Genomic DNA, 16,587 nt, shown 5'->3' on the forward strand with positions numbered 1-16,587 from the left:
CATTTATCGGCATTTTTGGCCGTTTCTTTAAACAGCCATCACGAAGTTGCGGCGCGATCAGGCTAAAATAGTGATGTTTCCGTTGACCACTGCCACCTGCCATGTCCACCTTGCCAGACTCCCCGCTTGCAACACCGCCCCTGCCCCCGGCGGCAGTGCTGTGGCTGCAACAGATGGGTATTTGCTCGCGGCATCAATTGCTGCAGCAAGGCAGTGTCTCGACCTTTCTGCAACTCAAGGCAGCAGGACATACCGTCACCAAACGCTTGCTGTTCGCGCTGGAAGCCGCAGCCCGCGGCATACACTGGTCGGCGTTGACCGAGCGGGACAAACAGGAGCTGAGCCGACAGCTGGCCGCACATCCGCCGGTTGCCATGCCGCCCGACCCGGCTACCTGCCAGCATTTCATGCAACAGGCACTGGCGCAGGCCACGCTGGCTGCAGCACAGCAGGAAGTCCCGGTAGGCGCCATCGTGGTGAAGAATGGCCAGATCATTGGCCGCGGCTTCAACCAGCCGGCAGGCCGCTGTGACCCGAGCGCCCATGCCGAGATGCAAGCCTTGCGCGCGGCCGCGCTGCATGAGGGTAATTACCGACTGGACGGCTGCGACCTGTATGTCACACTGGAACCTTGTGCCATGTGCAGCGGTGCCATTCTGCAAGCCCGCTTGTCCCGGGTGATTTATGGTGCCAGCGAGCCCAAGACCGGCGCAGCCGGCAGTGTGCTGAACCTGTTTTCCCTGCCGCAACTAAATCACCATACCGCGATCTGGGGGGGCGTGATGCAAGAAGAATGCAGCCAGCAGCTCAGCAGCTTTTTTGCTGCGCGTCGCAAGGCGCGGGAATGAGATGATGCGCCATCTATTGTCTGTGTTGTTACTGGCGAGCGCTGCCATGCTGCCGGTACAGGCGGAAGCCCTGCCACCGGATGGCAGCCTTGATGCCGCCTTTGTGCTGCAACAGCAGGCTGTGCCATTGCAAGCAACCCGTGCCAATATGCGCCATTACGGCCAGCCCTGGATACTGGTTGGCATCCGCAGCCAAAGTCTGAGCCTGTTTGATGAATGGGGTCGCCTGCAGCAACATTATCTGGTTTCCACTGCCCGGCGTGGCGTAGGAGAAATGAGCAATAGCTACCAGACCCCGCGCGGCTGGCACCATGTCTGCGACAAGCTGGGTGCTGGCGCAGAGGAAAACACCATCATTTTCCGGCGGCGGGTCACCCCATGGAAATACACGGCGGAACTGCACCGGCAATATCCGGAAAAAGACTGGATTCTGACCCGTATCCTGTGGTTATGCGGTGATGAACCGGGCAAGAACCAGGGTGGTAATGTAGACAGTTACGACCGCGCCATCTATCTGCATGGAGCGGGCGAACATGTTGCCTTTGGCACCCCGACCTCGCTGGGTTGTGTCCGGATGAAAAATCCCGACATCATCCAGCTGTTTGACCAAACGCCCAACGGCATCGACGTTTTGATAGACGAGAACTCCTGAACACCATGCATGCTGCACTGAACCTGACCACCCCGGCCCTGCTGTTCCCTGCCATTTCGCTGCTGTTGCTGGCCTATACCAACCGTTTTCTCGGACTGGCCAGCATCATCCGCAATCTGTATACCGATTACAAAGCCGAACAGAATCCCAAGATCCTGTTGCAGATCGGCAATTTGCGTACCCGTATCCAGCTGATCAAATGGATGCAATTTCTGGGCATAGGCAGCCTGTTTCTCTGCACTATGGCCATGTTCCAGATTTACACCGGCTGGCAACAGCTGGGCGAACTATCCTTTGGCATCAGCCTGCTGTTGATGATTGCCTCGCTGGCGACCTCGCTGTGGGAGCTGGTGCGTTCCTCGGATGCCTTGAACATTCTGCTGTCCGATCTGGAAGCGGAATCGCATCGCCAGCAGTAAAGGCACACGGTCGGCACAGAACGTAAAAAAACCGGCTGTGCCGGTTTTTTTCAGCCTGCTGACAGAATGATTTGCCAGGACTTCACGGGACCCGGCAAAACCGGGCCTTGCCATGAAGTGATCCATACTGCAGCCTTCCCGTCCATCCCCACCGCCCCGGCCTTCCGAGAGTCCCTCGGTTTGCTTGATGGAAGCGAGCAGCACTGTCCAGGTCAGAGCGGCTTGCGTCCGGCAATGAAATGCAGCGGCATGACCACACGCCGCACGGTGGCGGCGTCTCCCCAGCCCCGCGCCAGACGCTGTCGCGCATCGTTCAGCACGTGATTGCCCAGGCTCTGTACGCACAGCTTGGTGGCAGACCAGGTATGGAGATAGCCAAGCAGTTGTTCCAGATTCCACTGCATGGTGATCTGGTAACGCGGCGTATCCAGCGCAGGCAGCGGCATGCCGACATGCCGGTAGCCATCCCACAGCAACTGACTGCAGCTGGACCAGAACGGCTCGATCACCGCCCGGAAAAAACGCATGGCGTCATCCACTTCGGGTGACACCTGGAACCAGTCGTAGCCCCAGGCGGCAAATACCCCACCGGGCTTGAGTGTGCGTTCCACCTGCGGCCAGAAGCGGGAGAAATCAAACCAGTGCAGGGACTGCGCTACGGTAATCAGGTCGAAAACGGCATCACCGTAAGGGGATTGTTCGACCGGGCACTCCAGATAGAACACATTGGCAGCACGCTCGGCCGCTTCCAACTGGCTATGGTTGATGTCACAAGCATCGACACGGTCGAACAGCAAGGCCAGCTTGCCCGCCGCCTGGCCGGTTCCGGTTGCGCAATCCCAGGCACGGTGATGATTCGACACTGAGGCCTGCAACCAGCGAAACAGCATGTCCGGGTATTGCGGGCGATAGCGCGCATATTGCTCGGAGTGCAAATCGAAAGTGGCGATGGCACGTGTATCCATGATTGGGCTCAAATGAACACTCTCTCGGCTAAACGGTGCGTCGGACCATTCCGCAACACCCCTTGCAGGCAAGGTGAATATGATAATAGCATCACACTCGACGCCTGATACGAATTTATTTCAATTTAAAATTATTATTTAAAAACAATCAGTAAGTAATCGTAATGGCCATTTAAGGTGGAGCAGTTCTGCAGGCCTGCCTTCTTTATCGTCAGTAGGATGCAAAACTTGTGGGGTGACCAACGGACGACAATGCGCGACTGCGCGTGTGACGCTGGACATCAGCATTCAGCCCGTATGCCCGGTAGCCAGCCAGCGGTCCAGTCTGGCAGCAAATTGCTGACGATCGGCCTGGCTAAAAGGCGGGGGACCACCACTCTGAATACCGCTGGCTCGCAAGGTATCCATGAAATCACGCATGGTGAGTTGTCCTTCTATGGTGTCCGCAGAGAAGGGTTCTCCACGGAAATTGATGGCAGCAGCGCCTTTGGCCAGTACCTGCGCGACCAGTGCAATATCCGCACTCACCAGCAGATCGCCCGCCTCACACTGTCTGGCGATTTCGGCATCGGCCACATCAAAGCCCTTGGCAACCACGATGGCGCGCAAGTAAGGGCTGGCAGGCAGGGCCGTCATGCGATTGGCCACGAATACCGCGTTCCTGGCGGTACGCTGGGCCGCCCGGCAGATGATGTCACGCACCACAGCCGGGCAGGCATCCGCATCAACCCAGATGGTCATCAACATCGCTCCAGTTGAAAATAGTGCGGCAAGCCTACAACAGTCATGCCGATCTGCCCACGTTGTTTGTTAAAGTTTGCGGAATCATTGCCAAGCTAATGGCATAAACTGCCGGAGCGCTCTATAGTAGCTGGACATGCGACCGCTTATGTCACAGGCAGCGCCGTGCCCTGCCCTTTCCCCCACAAGGTTTGTTGAATGACCCGCGCGCTGACCATTCTGGTTGCGGAAGACAGCCCGACATCCCGTCAGATCCTGATTGATTACATCCGGCTGCTGGGCCATACCGCCGTGGCCGTATGCAATGGCCAGGAGGCAGTGGATTACTGCATCCAGCAGCGGCCTGACGTGATTTTCATGGATGTCACCATGCCGGTGATGGATGGCTTTGCCGCCACCAGCGCCATCCGCCAGCTACTGGGCGAGCACTGGATTCCCATCATCTTCCTCACTTCCTTGTCCGATCGCAGCCAGTTGCTGCGCGGCCTGACCATGGGGGCGGATGACTATCTCACCAAGCCGATTGACCTGGATATCCTCACCGCCAAGCTGCATGTGCTGATTCGCATCTCTGAAATGCAACAGCGCATTGCGCATGACAGTGAGCGGCTGGAAGCGTATTACCGCATCAACGAACAAGAGCAGATGTTTGCCCAGATGGTGCTGGACCGGTTTACCCGCCGCGCCGAGCAGACTCCGCCCAATATCCAGCAGTGGCAACGTCCTGCAATGAACTTCAGCGGCGATACCATCTGCATCCGCCGCAGCCGCCCGGGGCTGGACCGCATCATGCTGGCAGACAGCACCGGCCACGGGCTGGCAGCAGCCATTTGCGGTTTACCCGCGGTGGATACCTTCTTTGCCATGTGCGACCGCAATCTGCCGGTGCAGGAAATAGCCCGCACCATCAATCGCAAGCTGCACACCATTTTGCCGATTGGACGCTTTGTTGCTGCCGCCTTGATTGAAGTGGACTACCAGCTGCGCCGCATTGCGGTGTGGAACGGTGGCATTCCCTGTGCAATGTATGTGGACCGCGATGGCGAGGTGAAGAAAAGCTTTATTTCGCGCTCGCCACCGCTGGGTATTTTGCCGGACAGCGATTTCGAATCCACGCTGGATTATTTCAGCTGGCAGGAGGGAGGCGCACTGGTGGTGTGCTCGGATGGCGTCACCGAAGCGAGCAACCCCGACAAGGAACCGTTGGGGCTGGATGGTGTGCTGCAAGCCATACGCGAAGCGGGTTCGCTGGACATTCAGGGCGCCATCACCCAGGCAGTCAACCGGCATCTGGCCGGGAATGAAAACCACGATGACATTTCGCTGGTGGTGGTACGCTGCGCCTGAGCGGGCGCACCACCCTTGCTGACTGCCCGCCCGGTCTGGAAGTCAGCCTGGCAGCTGACACCCATCGACCGGACAAGCCGGGCCAGCTGCTTCTGCCGCAGGCAATAATTCCTGCTGCAAGGCGGCAGCAAAGGCCTGCGGCTGCCCCAGCCACGGCGACACATCCACGCGCTGCCATTGTCCGTCCCGCTCCAGCAACAGGCTGGGGAAACCCTGTACACGATATTGCTGCATCAGGCTGCGGCTGGTCTGGATATGGGCTTCTGCCAGATGCATTGCCTCACCCAGCCGGGCAGCAAATACGGCGGCATCCAGCCCTTGTTCACCGGCAAGCCGGGCCAGCACGGCCGGGTCGGCAATGCGCAGTCCGCGCTGGTAATGAGCACGCTGCAACACCGACAACATGGCCAAGGCCGGCAGGCCCAGTTGTGCGGCCAACAGGATGGCGGCAATCGGCGGCGTCGAATCAAACACTGCCGTTTCATCCCGCAACAGGCCATCGAAATAGTCCTGACCAAACGGCAGGCCGGTAAGACTGGCGATGCGCTGGTCGTGGGGCATGACGTAGTCGCGCAGCGCCGGGGTAACCGCCTGACGGCGGCTACCACTCATCATACCGCCCGCATGCAACTGCATATCAAGGCCGGGCAGACTGGCCGCCGCCTGCAATAGTGGCGAAGCGGCATAGCACCAACCGCATAGCGGGTCGTAAATGTAATGCAGGGTGGCAGTTACCATTTCATTTCACCTTTGTTGACCTTGGCACCGATTTCCAGCGACATGGCTTCACCGGCTTGCGGGAAGGCCTGCTGCATGCGCTGGATCAACTCGCCACTATTGCCTGACAGGGCCAGATTCTGTTCAAACTGCTGCAAATAACTGCGGGTGAAGCGGATGCTGGCAAGGCCGGTGGGTGCATTGGCGGCCATGTGGCCGGGTATCACCTGTTTCGGCTGCAAGGCTTCCATTTCATCCAGCTGGGCCAGCCAGGCCTGACGCTCTTCCTTGCGCTGGGTATCAGCCGTCCATACATGCAGGCCGGACACCACACCGACATTGCCCACGATGGCGCGAATGGAAGGAATCCATACATAGCCGCGGTGTGCCAGCACACCCGTGCTGCCGCGCACTTCCAGGCTCTGCCCTTCCAGCATCAGCCGGGAGTCCTTGAGGGCATGCGGCAGGGTCAGCGGCGTGGACGGCGCATTATCACCCATTTTCGGCCCCCAGAATGCTACCTTGCCGGCCACATTGGCCTCTATACGCGCCAGTGTGGGCGCAGCAGCCAGCAGCTCTGCCTTGGGGAAAATCTGCTTGAGGGTGGTGGCGCCAAAATAATAGTCAGGGTCGGCCTGGCTGATGTAAATGGCCTTCAGCTGCTTGCCGCTATCCAGAATGCGGGCGGCAATGCGGTAGGCATCGGCGCGGGTGAAACCGGTATCGATCAACACGGCATCATGCTGGCCGCTGACCAGTACCGAGGTGACATTGAAGCTGTTGTCATCGGCCTGATAAACCGACAATTGCAACGGTTCGGCGGCCTGGGCAAGGCTGGCAGACAAGCCGGCAAACAGGGAAAGAGACAAGAAGAGTGTGGTGTGACGTGCCATGATGTGCTCCGCTAGCACCGCCAGTGACGGTGCGTGATGAATGATGGCTCGTACTTTAGCGTCTGGATAAAGACAGATAAATCCATCAAACCGGGCAACATTGTTTCATTAAACAGACTAATCAACTGATTCGGTCTCGTGCTTCACCCTGGCAGTGGCTGACAGGAGTGCATGGTGACGATGCAATTGCGTCCCTGTTTTTTGGCCTGATACAGGGCGGCATCTGCCGTGCGTACCAGCCACTCCGGTTTCTGGCTGATGCTGGAGTGAGCCACCGCCAGACCGATGCTGATGGTGACCACATGGCCGCACTGCGAGGTGGGATGGGGCAAGGCCAGCGCTTCGACATCCTGACGGATCTGCTCGGCCAATTGGCCTGCCTGACGCAAATTGCAGGCAGACAGCAGCAAGACGAACTCCTCGCCACCATAGCGCGCCGCGCAACCCTGGCTGGCATCGGCATGCCTGCCAATCACCCGGGCGACCTGGATCAGCGCATCGTCGCCCATCTGGTGTCCCTGGCTGTCGTTGTATTTCTTGAAATAATCGACATCGAAAAACAGCAGCGCGATGTCCGACTTCTGCCGCAGCCGTGCATCCCATACGGCTTGCAGCTGCTGGTCAAAATAGCGCCGGTTGTGCAGGCCGGTGAGGCCGTCAGCGCTGGATAATTGCTGCAAATAGCGGAAACCCTGCTGCAACTGGCGATGATCGCGCTGCAACTGCAGGGACAGCACATAGCTGCGACGCGCTTCCTTTTCCAGCTGGAACAGGCCCAGCAAACCCAGCAAGACACAGGAAATCACCAGGATGAAAATCAGCGAGCGGGTGCTTTGTTCGAGAAATGGCCAGTCCACCAGCACCCAGCCAAGGTAGAGCAGGCTGACCACGCTGCTGTAACAGGCCAGCCGGAACGGGATGCGCAGACCGAACATCAGGAATACCAGGCACAGCATCACCCCGCCATAGTAATGCTGGGCGGTGGGCATGCGGCTGAGCGAAAAAAACCAGATCAGCCCCAGCACAAAGGCCGTACCGGCAATCACGACCGTGTATTCGTACCAGCGGCGTAAAGGCGGACAAAAACTGCTGATGATGGACGCCACGCCGATAGCTGGCAAAATCAGCCAGCGCCACATCCAGATTTGGCCGTAGACATCGGCCAGATAATATTTGTCGATCAGGCCGTACAACATGAACACCACAATGCCCAGCGCACCGAATACGCGATAGCGGCGCATGCGCTGATCAAACGTAGAGGACTGGAAAGACTGCTCCAGCGCAGGGAGAAAACGCAGCTGGAACCATGGCTGCTTCTCGGCTGCAGCCAGCTCTTGCTCAAGACGGGATGCGGGGTGATCGGTCATGCTGTCACTCCAGGTGCGGTCTGCCGACAAAGGAGGATGCGTAGGGCATCAGTCATGAGAAGGTTCTCTGCCTGCCCGGCCAGGCATGCATTAAAAACAGTGCTTGCAAACAGAATAGAAAAATGTGCTGATTTGTAAGTCATACAAAAGTATAACGAAAAACCGGCCCGGTAAATCCGTGTAAAACCAAGCTGCCGATTTTCGATGACATATGCAGGAAAAGCCGACAGTCATGGCATTAAACGCGAAAACATGGCGTTTGCCGGCACATTTCCACCAGATACCCTGATGGCATGATGGCTTTGCCACAGCATATCATGTCGCACTTTTACTGCCGGAGCTCCGGCACACATGCAAGGAAGACGATGGACAGACTGACGGCCATGCAGGTTTTTGTCGAAGTGGCACGCCGGGGCAGTTTCACGGCGGCCAGCCGGGAGCTGGACCTGTCCCGCGCCATGGTGACCCGGCATATCGCCGAACTGGAAGACTGGCTTGGCGCACGCCTGCTGCAACGTTCCACCCGCAGCGTAACCCTGACCGATGCTGGCAACAGTTGCCTCGCCCATTGCCAGCAAATGCTGGAACTGGCAGCCCAGACCCGCGAGGAAGTGGGGCTGCGTGATGGCCAGTTGCGCGGCCAGTTGCGCATCACCACCAGCATGTCATTCGGCATGGCACAACTGGCTCCTGCCATCACCGACTTCATGAGCCGCCACCCGCAACTGCGTATCGACCTGCAACTGGGCGACCGCGCGGTGAACCTGATCGAGGAAGGCATAGATCTGGCCATCCGCATCACCAACGACCCGGAACCGGGCCTGATCGCCCGCCGGCTGGCCGAATGCCATTCGGTCATCGTGGCATCACCGGCCTATCTGGCACGTTACGGCCAGCCGCAACAACCGGCGGACCTCCGGGAGCACCACTGCCTGAGCCATAGCCGCGTCGGCCGCAGCGAATGGCGCTTGTATCGCGACAACAAGGAAGAGGTGGTCCGGGTCAATGCACGGCTGAGTGCCAATGAAACAATGGCACTGCTGCAAGCCTGCCGCCATGGTGCCGGGCTGGCCATGCAGCCCTTGTATCTGGTGCAGGACTTGCTGGCACAAGGCGAGCTGATTGCCGTTCTGCCAGACTGGCAGCCCGCCAGCATGGGCATTCACGCACTCTACCCCTCGCGCCGCCAGTTACCGCTGGCCATGCGCAGCCTGCTGGACTTCCTGCAGCAGCATTTCAGCCAGACCCAGTGCTGATCAGGCCTGGAAATTCTGCTGCCACTGCATGGGTGATACGCCGTAATGCAGGCGGAAATGATGGCGCAAGGCAGCGGCAGAGCCGAAACCGGCCAGTGCCGCCACCTGCTCCACACTGTATTCGGCACTTTCCAGCAAACGCTGGCTGTAGCGCAGGCGCTCGCTCACCAGCCACTGCCCCACCGTGCTGCCGGTAAGCTGGCGAAAATGCCGGGTAAAGCTGCGGCGGCTCATGGCCATGCGGGCAGCCAGGCTATCCAGGGTATGGGTCTGGGCCAGATTGGCCCGTACCCAGTCAAGCAAGGCCGCCAGCCGGGCATCACCGGCCGACACTGGCAACGGCTGGGCAATGAACTGCGCCTGCCCGCCCTGCCGATGCGGCGGCACCACTAGCCGACGGGCCACGCCATTGGCCAGCTCCGCGCCATAACGCTGACGCAACAGATGCAGGCAGCAATCCAGCCCGGCGGCGGTACCGGCGGAGGTCAGCAGCGGCCCGTCTTCCACATACAGCACCGCCGGGTCCAGCCGCACTTGCGGGTAACGACTGGCAAAGTCCTCGGCATACGCCCAGTGGGTGGTGGCATTGCGACCATCCAGCAAACCGGCTTCGGCCAGCACATACGCTCCCAGGCACAGGCCGACTATCTGCACGCCAGCCTGACTCGCCTGCTGCAAGGCCTGCACCAGCGCATCCGGTACCGGCCTGCCTACCTGCCAGCTGGGCAGGATGATGATGTCCGCGCCGTCCAGCCCTTCCAGCCCGTAATCGCAGGCAATGGAAAAACCGGACGAGGTGCGGATGGGACCGGCGTCCACTGCGCATACACGCAGGGTGAAGGCCGGCATGTCCGGATGCGCATCGCCAAACACCACACAGGGCACCGACAGATGAAACGGGCTGATGTGCTGGAATGCCAGTACGGCAATGACGGGAGGTGACATGGGGCATTTCCGGCTGGTGGAATTGGCCCGATCTTAACGCATTCTGGCAATCGGGCCACTTTTTCCCAACGCAGTGACTACCGATAATGGCTGCACCTTCAGCCACAACCGGAGCACATCATGCCGCACACACAACGCGCACTCATCGTCATCGACCTGCAAAACGACTATTTCCCCGACGGCAAATACCCGCTGTGGAACAGCGAAGCAGTACTGGATAACTGCGTGGCCGCCATCGAGCGGGCACATGCACTGGACATGCCGGTGATTCTGGTGCAACACGTAGCGGACAGCAGCAAGGGTATCGCCCCCTTCTTCAATGCCGGCAGCGCAGGCGTTGCCCTGCACCCGCGCATTCTGGCCGCCGCACCGCATGCTCCGGTGGTAGTGAAACGGGCGGCCGACAGCTTTCATGAAACCAGCCTGCAAGCCACGCTGGATGAACTGGGCATCCGCCAGCTGCTGCTGTGCGGCATGATGACGCAAAACTGCGTCACCCATACCGCCCTGTCGCGCGCTGCCGACAAGTATAAAGTCGCCGTGCTGGCCGACTGCTGCACCACGGTGGACCAGATGCTGCATGCCATCGCACTCAACGCCCTGTCCATCCGCGTGCCACTGCCCACGGCGGCACAGGCATTGGCCTGAAGCTGCCGGGCTGGAGCGCAAATGAAAAAACCCGCCGGATGGCGGGTTTCTGCTTGCAGCGATGCCGGTTCAGGCTCAGGCCTTGTTGACCGGAATCTTGCCAATCTTGACGCGCCATTCCGCCGGGCCGGTGTTGTGTACCGAGATACCGTTGGAATCGACCGCTACCGTTACCGGCATGTCTTTTACTTCGAACTCGTAGATGGCTTCCATGCCCAGGTCGGCAAAACCTACCACCTTGGAGGCCTTGATGGCCTTGGACACCAGGTAAGCCGAACCGCCCACCGCCATCAGGTATACCGCCTTGTTGTCCTTGATGGCTTCGATGGCAGCCGGGCCACGTTCGGCCTTGCCGATCATGCCGAGCAAGCCGGTCTGTTCCAGCATCTGGCGGGTGAACTTGTCCATGCGGGTGGCAGTGGTGGGGCCGGCCGGGCCAACCACTTCGTCACGCACCGGATCAACCGGGCCTACGTAGTAGATGAAGCGGTTGGTGAAGTCCACCGGCAGCGCCTCGCCCTTGTTCAGCATGTCCACCATGCGCTTGTGCGCGGCATCACGACCGGTGAGGATCTTGCCGTTGAGCAGCAGTACATCACCCGGCTGCCAGCTGGCCACTTCTTCCTTGGTGATCTTGTCCAGATCCACGCGCTTGCCATTGCTGGTGTCGTAAGTGATTTCCGGCCAGTCTTCCAGGCTGGGTGGAGCCAGATGGGCCGGGCCGCTGCCATCCAGATGGAAATGGATGTGACGGGTGGCGGCGCAGTTGGGGATCATGGCCACCGGCAGGCTGGCGGCGTGGGTCGGGTAGTCCAGAATCTTCACGTCCAGCACGGTGGTGAGACCGCCCAGGCCTTGTGCGCCAATACCCAGCGCGTTCACTTTTTCGAAGATTTCCAGGCGCAGCTGTTCTACGCGGGACAGTTCGGCACCGCTGTCAGCCTTGGCTTTCAGCTCGTGAATGTCCACGTGCGACATCAGGCTTTCCTTGGCCAGCAGCATGGCTTTTTCCGGGGTACCGCCAATGCCGATACCCAGGATGCCCGGCGGGCACCAGCCGGCACCCATGGTGGGCACGGTCTTGATCACCCAATCGACAATGCTGTCGGACGGATTGAGCGCGTAGAACTTGGACTTGTTCTCCGAGCCACCGCCCTTGGCCGCACAGGTCACTTCCACGCTATCGCCTTCGACGATTTCGAAGTGCACCACGGCCGGGGTGTTGTCCTTGCTGTTCTGACGCTTGCCAGCCGGGTCCAGCAGCACGGAAGCGCGCAGCTTGTTGTCCGGGTTGTTGTAAGCGCGGCGCACGCCTTCGTTGACCATTTCCTGTACCGACAGGGTGGCGTCCCACTGCACATTCATGCCCACTTTCAGGAACACCACGGCAATGCCGGTATCCTGGCAGATGGGGCGACGGCCTTCGGCACACATGCGGCTGTTGATCAGGATCTGCGCCATGGCGTCCTTGGCCGCTGGGCTTTCTTCATGCAGATAGGCCTGATACAGGGCGTCGATGTAGTCCTTGGGGTGGTAGCAACTGATGTACTGAAAAGCATCGGCGATGCTTTGAATGAAATCATCCTGACGGATAACAGCCATGAGCGGTCTCTCCAGCGTAGGGGCTTTAGGAATTGTCGGGACATTTTAGGCGCTTGTGCCGCATTGCGCCATGCCCGCTCCCCTCATCCGTGCTGCAGATAATCGACAAAGTCGTCCAGCGCCTGTTCCAGCTCCAGCACCTGGGACATGCAGGCGGCAGACAGCCCGGCACGCGCTTCGGCTTCCAGCCGGGCGGCACAGTCGGCCATGGCTGCCGCGCCCACCGTGCGGCTGGCACCCTTGATGCGATGGGCCAGCAGGATGAAGGTTTGCTGGTCAGAGCGCTGCCAGGCTTGCAGCAGTTGCTGCAGATCGGCCTGCTTGTCGCGGGCGAAATCCTGCAGCAAGGGTAGCTCCAGCGCCCAGTCCCCCTGGCTCAGGCCAAACAGCACCTGCCGGTCCAGTACCGGCAAGTGGATGGCCGCGGGAGGCGCCACCGGCAGGCAGCCCGTCACCGCACGTAACCAGGCGTCGTCATCCGGCGGCCATGGCAAGCTGGCATCCAGCAGGGGCAAAGCGGATGCGCTCAGCGAGAGAGGATCGGCCCCAGCCAGCAGCAAGGGCGTATGGCCACGCCATGGTTCGGCGGCTTCGCACTCGCGAATGGATTGTGCCAGTTCCAGACTGGCGTTCAGCCATTGCCGCTCGCTCACCAGCAGCAAGGCCAGCGGGCCCTGTTGCCAGCGCTGCCGTGCAGCAGTCGCGGTGTCCACTCTTTCAAATGGATAGCCAAGTACCTGCCATTGCCCGGCAAGTTCGGCCGCACGGCCAGCATCCGGCTCCAGCAGCAGGATGGGCCACTGCCAGGGCTGCGGCAGCATGCCGGGAGAAGCCAGCGGAGCATGCAGCAGCACACTGTATTGCTGGCCATCAGCCTGGTATTCGCAGTGCTGGCGGCTACCCAGCTGCCGCGCCAGTTGCCGGCAGATAACAGCAGATGACAAAGCCGCTGTTGTCGGCTTGCGGGCCCGGGCAAGTGCGTGCGGGGCCCGGCCCGGCAGCGGCACATGGCGCACGGTGCTGACTTCAAGGCTGATGATCTGCTGCATTTGTTGCTGGGCCAAGAGCTGCACCCGCAAACTGATTTGTCGCAGTTGGCCATCTTGCAGGGCTGCGGCCAGCCAATGGCGGACCAGGGCTTGCAGACGCATGGCATCCAGCAGCAGCGGCGTGCTGAGCGCGGGGTCGAGTTCCAGCTGGAATTCCACCCCCATGCGCTCGCATGGCAGGCGGAAACAGTGATGCAGCTGGCGCAGCAGTTCCGGCAAGGCCTGTACGCTGCCGGGAGAAGTACGCCCCTGCCGACAAGCCGTCAGCAAGGGAAAGCGGAAAGACGTGGTCGCCACGTGGTCGGGCCTGGACATGTCAATGGAAATAGAGGGCTGGGCCGTGCTCAGTTGTAAGGCAGTTGCCGGGTATGTCCATCACGCTGGATGGCCTTGACATGATACATGGCATGGTCGGCCTGGTTGACCAGTTGTTCGGCCGTGGTGCCGTCGCGCGGGTACAGGCTGTAGCCGATGCTGGCCCCGACTTCCAGCTTCTTGCCTTCCACCACCATGGGTTCGCCAATACTGAGCGACAGCTTGGACAGCAGTTCGGACAGACCATCTGTCGTAAAGCTGCCTTGTAGCAGGATCAGGTATTCATCCCCGCCCATGCGCGCCACCATGTCGTTGCCACGCACCGCATGCAGCAGGCGGCGCGCCACGATCTGCAGTACCTGGTCGCCAATGGCATGACCATGCTGGTCGTTGATCTGCTTGAAGTGGTCCAGGTCGACAAACAGCACGGCAAACTGGCTGGCATTGCGTTGCGCTTGTTCCAGCAATTGCTCCAGCCGCTGGAAAAACAGCGCACGGTTAGCCAGGCCGGTCAGGCTGTCGTGGTGTGCCAGATAGCTCAATTCGCGCTGGTTGTCGTACAGGCTGGCCATATGGCTGTTGATCTGCCGCTGCATGCGATCGAAATTGCGTGCCAGCACGCCGATTTCATCATTGCGCTCTACCGGCAGTGCCTGCTGCAGTTGCGTGGTGGAGAAACTGCTGGCCGCCTGCGCCAGGGTGTTGATGGGTCGCAGCATGGCACGGGCAAACACCACCGCCAGCATGATGGCAATCACGCTGAAAGCCAGCACCATGTGGATGATGCGCTGCCCAAGTGGTGCCGCACCGGCCACCGCGGTATCCAGCGGCTGCACCAGGCCGGTGACGATGAAGTCGTCTCGATTGCCACGGCCAAGCGGATGGCGGACAAAGGCCATCACCTGTCCGGCGGCTTGTTGCGGGTCGTCCAGGCCGCTGAGCGCCAGCTGGTTTTGCTTGCGTTCGAACAAGGCTTTGGTGGCGGCAAAACTGTCCTGCATCAGCACCCGCCGTCCCTTGTCAAAACCGAAGGTCTGCGCCGGGTCCGGGTGAACCAGAAAATCCCCCCAGCGATTGGCCAGATACAGTTGGTAATCCTTGGGCAAATCACTGCGCAACTGGCCCAGCAAGCGTTCTAGGTCCAGATTGATTACCAGCAGGCCGCCGGGCTGGCCATCACTGCGTGGCAAGGGGGTAGCTACCATCAGGCCGGGCCGGCCTTCGGCATCGTGGGAGGAGCGCTCGTGATTGACTTCGATCGAGGATTGGTAAATTTGCCCGGCCGGCAGCGCCAGGGTTTCAAACACATAGGGAAAGTGGCCTTTTTCCTGCAAATCGCCACCATCCACCCGCGCTGTCAGCCCGGACCTGGAGTCGACCCGTACCAGTTCAAGCCCATTGTCCGCCGCGCCGATCAGCCGCACCTGCAGGTATTCCGGATGCAGGGCCAGCATGGCAGCGAAGGCCTGCGCCAGTTCATCCCGCGCCCGCCTGGCTTCACTGCCATTGCGCTGGTTGATCACCACCTGCACCTGCACCAGCCGTGACAGCAGCAAGGTATCGTCTGCGGCTTCATCCTCCCATTGCACCATGCGCCGGTTCACCGCGCGCGCGGCGGTCAGCAAGTCGCTTTGCGTTGCCGACACCAGCATGGCGCGATTGGCGGTATAGGCGTAGTAGCCGGTAATGCCGGAGGACAGGATGCCGAAAATGGCCAGCAGCAAGGCGAGTTTGAGCAAGAGACCGGAGCGCATGATTCAGAAGCTCCCCGGCAAGTCGCCAGAATAGATTTTTTGCCACAGCGCTTCACGCCGGTTGGCATTTTCCACCGGCTGCAGCCACAACACGCGCGCACCGGACGGCAGGTCGGCACTGGCACTGAGTGTATTGGCCAGCCCCTGTCTGGTGGGCAGAAGCGCGCTGACCGAGGGCTCCAGCATGTAGTTGATCCATTGCTGGGCCAATTGCGGCTGGCGTGCTGCGCGCGTCATCGCCCAGCAGTCCAGCCAGGCCAGCACGCCCTCGCGCGGAATGGCATAGCCGACATCGGCCCCGGCCTGGCGCAGCGAGTTGAGCTGCTGGGTGCCGTAATTGCCGAACATCACCGCCACCTTGTGGCGGATGAACAGTTCGGTGGCTTCTTCGGGCAGGTTGTAATAAGTCAGTACATTACGCCGCAGGTCGATCAGCCGCTTCACCATGGCGGCCTGTTGTGCAGTATCCAGCTGGAAGGGCTGGGCAATGCCGCTGGCCAGCGCGGCAAAGGAAAAATTGTGCGGCCCGCTGTTGAAGTCCAGCACCTTGTGACGATAGCGCGGGTCCCACAGCACGTTCATGGAGTCCGGCGGACGGGCAAATTGCCGCTTGTCGTAAATGATGCCCATGGTGGAATAGGTATAGGGCACGGCATACAGCTTCCCCTGCTGCTGCAGGCCGGGAATGCTGGCCCGGTCGCGAAAGCGTGGCAGCTGGCGTTGCAGATTGGGAATCAGGGACGGGTTCAGTGGCAATAACAGCCCGGCAGCATGGTAGCGCTGCATTTCGGCGGTATTGGCGGCAACCACATCAAAACGTGGTCCGCCTGCGGCGTGCATGCGGGCCCATAGTGCCTCGTCGGAATCGACAAAGGTCACTTCGACGCTGACCTGATAGCGCCGTTCAAAGTCATGCACCACATCCGGGTCGGCGTAACCCGGCCAGGCCAACACGCGCAGCACGTCCTTGGCCATGACCAACTGGCAGCACAACAGGCAGCCAATCACCCCCGCAAGCAGGCGTATTGCTCTTGATGTCACGTTTACTGTTCTTCTTTTTCAAGCCACC

General features: G+C 60.3%; 16 protein-coding genes. 6 read left to right on the forward strand and 10 right to left on the reverse strand.

Annotated elements, in window-relative coordinates; genetic code table 11:
• Positions 1 to 101 precede the first annotated feature (101 nt).
• The 3 genes from tadA to ACE3SE_RS04665 are packed head-to-tail and all read left to right on the forward strand — an operon-like array spanning position 102 to position 1,919.
• Positions 102 to 848 (forward strand): tRNA adenosine(34) deaminase TadA, encoded by a 747-nt coding sequence (gene tadA, locus ACE3SE_RS04655; protein WP_374554071.1) that lies wholly within the window; start codon positions 102 to 104, stop codon positions 846 to 848.
• A 1-nt stretch (position 849) separates the two neighbouring features.
• Positions 850 to 1,500, forward strand: a complete 651-nt coding sequence (locus ACE3SE_RS04660) for a L,D-transpeptidase family protein (protein WP_374554072.1) — start codon at positions 850 to 852, stop codon at positions 1,498 to 1,500.
• A 5-nt stretch (positions 1,501 to 1,505) separates the two neighbouring features.
• The gene (locus ACE3SE_RS04665) at positions 1,506 to 1,919 is read left to right on the forward strand and encodes a DUF2721 domain-containing protein (protein WP_045847426.1); all 414 of its coding nucleotides are present in this window, start codon (positions 1,506 to 1,508) and stop codon (positions 1,917 to 1,919) included.
• Between the two features lie 212 nt (positions 1,920 to 2,131).
• On the opposite strand, the gene ACE3SE_RS04670 is transcribed toward ACE3SE_RS04665, so the two are convergent.
• Positions 2,132 to 2,884 (reverse strand): class I SAM-dependent methyltransferase, encoded by a 753-nt coding sequence (locus ACE3SE_RS04670; protein WP_374554073.1) that lies wholly within the window; start codon positions 2,882 to 2,884, stop codon positions 2,132 to 2,134.
• Positions 2,885 to 3,172: 288 nt separating this feature from the next.
• A complete protein-coding gene (locus ACE3SE_RS04675; RefSeq protein ID WP_374554074.1) occupies positions 3,173 to 3,625 on the reverse strand; it encodes a YaiI/YqxD family protein in 453 nt (150 codons plus the stop codon).
• Positions 3,626 to 3,823: 198 nt separating this feature from the next.
• Between ACE3SE_RS04675 and ACE3SE_RS04680 the strand changes: the two genes are divergently transcribed.
• Positions 3,824 to 4,972 carry a PP2C family protein-serine/threonine phosphatase gene (locus ACE3SE_RS04680; RefSeq protein ID WP_374554075.1) on the forward strand — a complete coding sequence of 383 codons (1,149 nt, stop codon included), beginning with the start codon at positions 3,824 to 3,826 and terminating at the stop codon, positions 4,970 to 4,972.
• Positions 4,973 to 5,014: 42 nt separating this feature from the next.
• On the opposite strand, the gene ACE3SE_RS04685 is transcribed toward ACE3SE_RS04680, so the two are convergent.
• The 3 genes from ACE3SE_RS04685 to ACE3SE_RS04695 form a co-directional block, all read right to left on the reverse strand.
• Complete coding sequence (locus ACE3SE_RS04685) at positions 5,015 to 5,710, reverse strand: DsbA family protein (protein WP_374554076.1); 696 nt, start codon at positions 5,708 to 5,710, stop codon at positions 5,015 to 5,017.
• The gene (locus tag ACE3SE_RS04690; RefSeq protein ID WP_045847430.1) at positions 5,704 to 6,582 is read right to left on the reverse strand and encodes an MBL fold metallo-hydrolase; all 879 of its coding nucleotides are present in this window, start codon (positions 6,580 to 6,582) and stop codon (positions 5,704 to 5,706) included. The genes ACE3SE_RS04685 and ACE3SE_RS04690 overlap by 7 nt, the downstream gene beginning before the upstream one ends.
• Positions 6,583 to 6,725: 143 nt before the next feature.
• Positions 6,726 to 7,949: a GGDEF domain-containing protein gene (locus tag ACE3SE_RS04695; RefSeq protein ID WP_045847431.1), complete on the reverse strand. Its 1,224-nt coding sequence runs from the start codon at positions 7,947 to 7,949 to the stop codon at positions 6,726 to 6,728.
• A 365-nt stretch (positions 7,950 to 8,314) separates the two neighbouring features.
• On the opposite strand from ACE3SE_RS04695, the gene ACE3SE_RS04700 reads away from it, so the two are divergent.
• The gene (locus ACE3SE_RS04700; protein WP_045847432.1) at positions 8,315 to 9,205 is read left to right on the forward strand and encodes a LysR family transcriptional regulator; all 891 of its coding nucleotides are present in this window, start codon (positions 8,315 to 8,317) and stop codon (positions 9,203 to 9,205) included.
• Here ACE3SE_RS04700 and ACE3SE_RS04705 read toward each other — a convergent pair whose 3' ends face one another.
• Positions 9,206 to 10,150 carry a helix-turn-helix domain-containing protein gene (locus tag ACE3SE_RS04705; RefSeq protein WP_374554077.1) on the reverse strand — a complete coding sequence of 315 codons (945 nt, stop codon included), beginning with the start codon at positions 10,148 to 10,150 and terminating at the stop codon, positions 9,206 to 9,208.
• Between the two features lie 120 nt (positions 10,151 to 10,270).
• On the opposite strand from ACE3SE_RS04705, the gene ACE3SE_RS04710 reads away from it, so the two are divergent.
• Complete coding sequence (locus ACE3SE_RS04710) at positions 10,271 to 10,798, forward strand: cysteine hydrolase family protein (protein WP_374554078.1); 528 nt, start codon at positions 10,271 to 10,273, stop codon at positions 10,796 to 10,798.
• Between the two features lie 75 nt (positions 10,799 to 10,873).
• Here the strand turns inward: ACE3SE_RS04710 and ACE3SE_RS04715 are convergent, their stop codons facing one another.
• The 4 genes from ACE3SE_RS04715 to ACE3SE_RS04730 all read right to left on the reverse strand — a co-directional run bounded on the left by ACE3SE_RS04715 (position 10,874) and on the right by ACE3SE_RS04730 (position 16,559).
• Positions 10,874 to 12,400, reverse strand: coding sequence for a fumarate hydratase (locus ACE3SE_RS04715; protein WP_374554079.1), 1,527 nt, complete (start codon positions 12,398 to 12,400; stop codon positions 10,874 to 10,876).
• 83 nt (positions 12,401 to 12,483) lie between these two features.
• Positions 12,484 to 13,746 (reverse strand): Hpt domain-containing protein, encoded by a 1,263-nt coding sequence (locus tag ACE3SE_RS04720; RefSeq protein WP_374554080.1) that lies wholly within the window; start codon positions 13,744 to 13,746, stop codon positions 12,484 to 12,486.
• A gap of 47 nt (positions 13,747 to 13,793) precedes the next feature.
• Positions 13,794 to 15,518, reverse strand: a complete 1,725-nt coding sequence (locus ACE3SE_RS04725; RefSeq protein WP_374554081.1) for a diguanylate cyclase domain-containing protein — start codon at positions 15,516 to 15,518, stop codon at positions 13,794 to 13,796.
• A 3-nt stretch (positions 15,519 to 15,521) separates the two neighbouring features.
• Complete coding sequence (locus tag ACE3SE_RS04730; RefSeq protein WP_374554082.1) at positions 15,522 to 16,559, reverse strand: extracellular solute-binding protein; 1,038 nt, start codon at positions 16,557 to 16,559, stop codon at positions 15,522 to 15,524.
• Positions 16,560 to 16,587: the final 28 nt, after the last annotated feature.

The sequence above is a fragment of the Aquitalea pelogenes genome, assembly GCF_041914625.1.
GTDB classification, from domain to species: Bacteria; Pseudomonadota; Gammaproteobacteria; order Burkholderiales; family Chromobacteriaceae; genus Aquitalea; species Aquitalea pelogenes.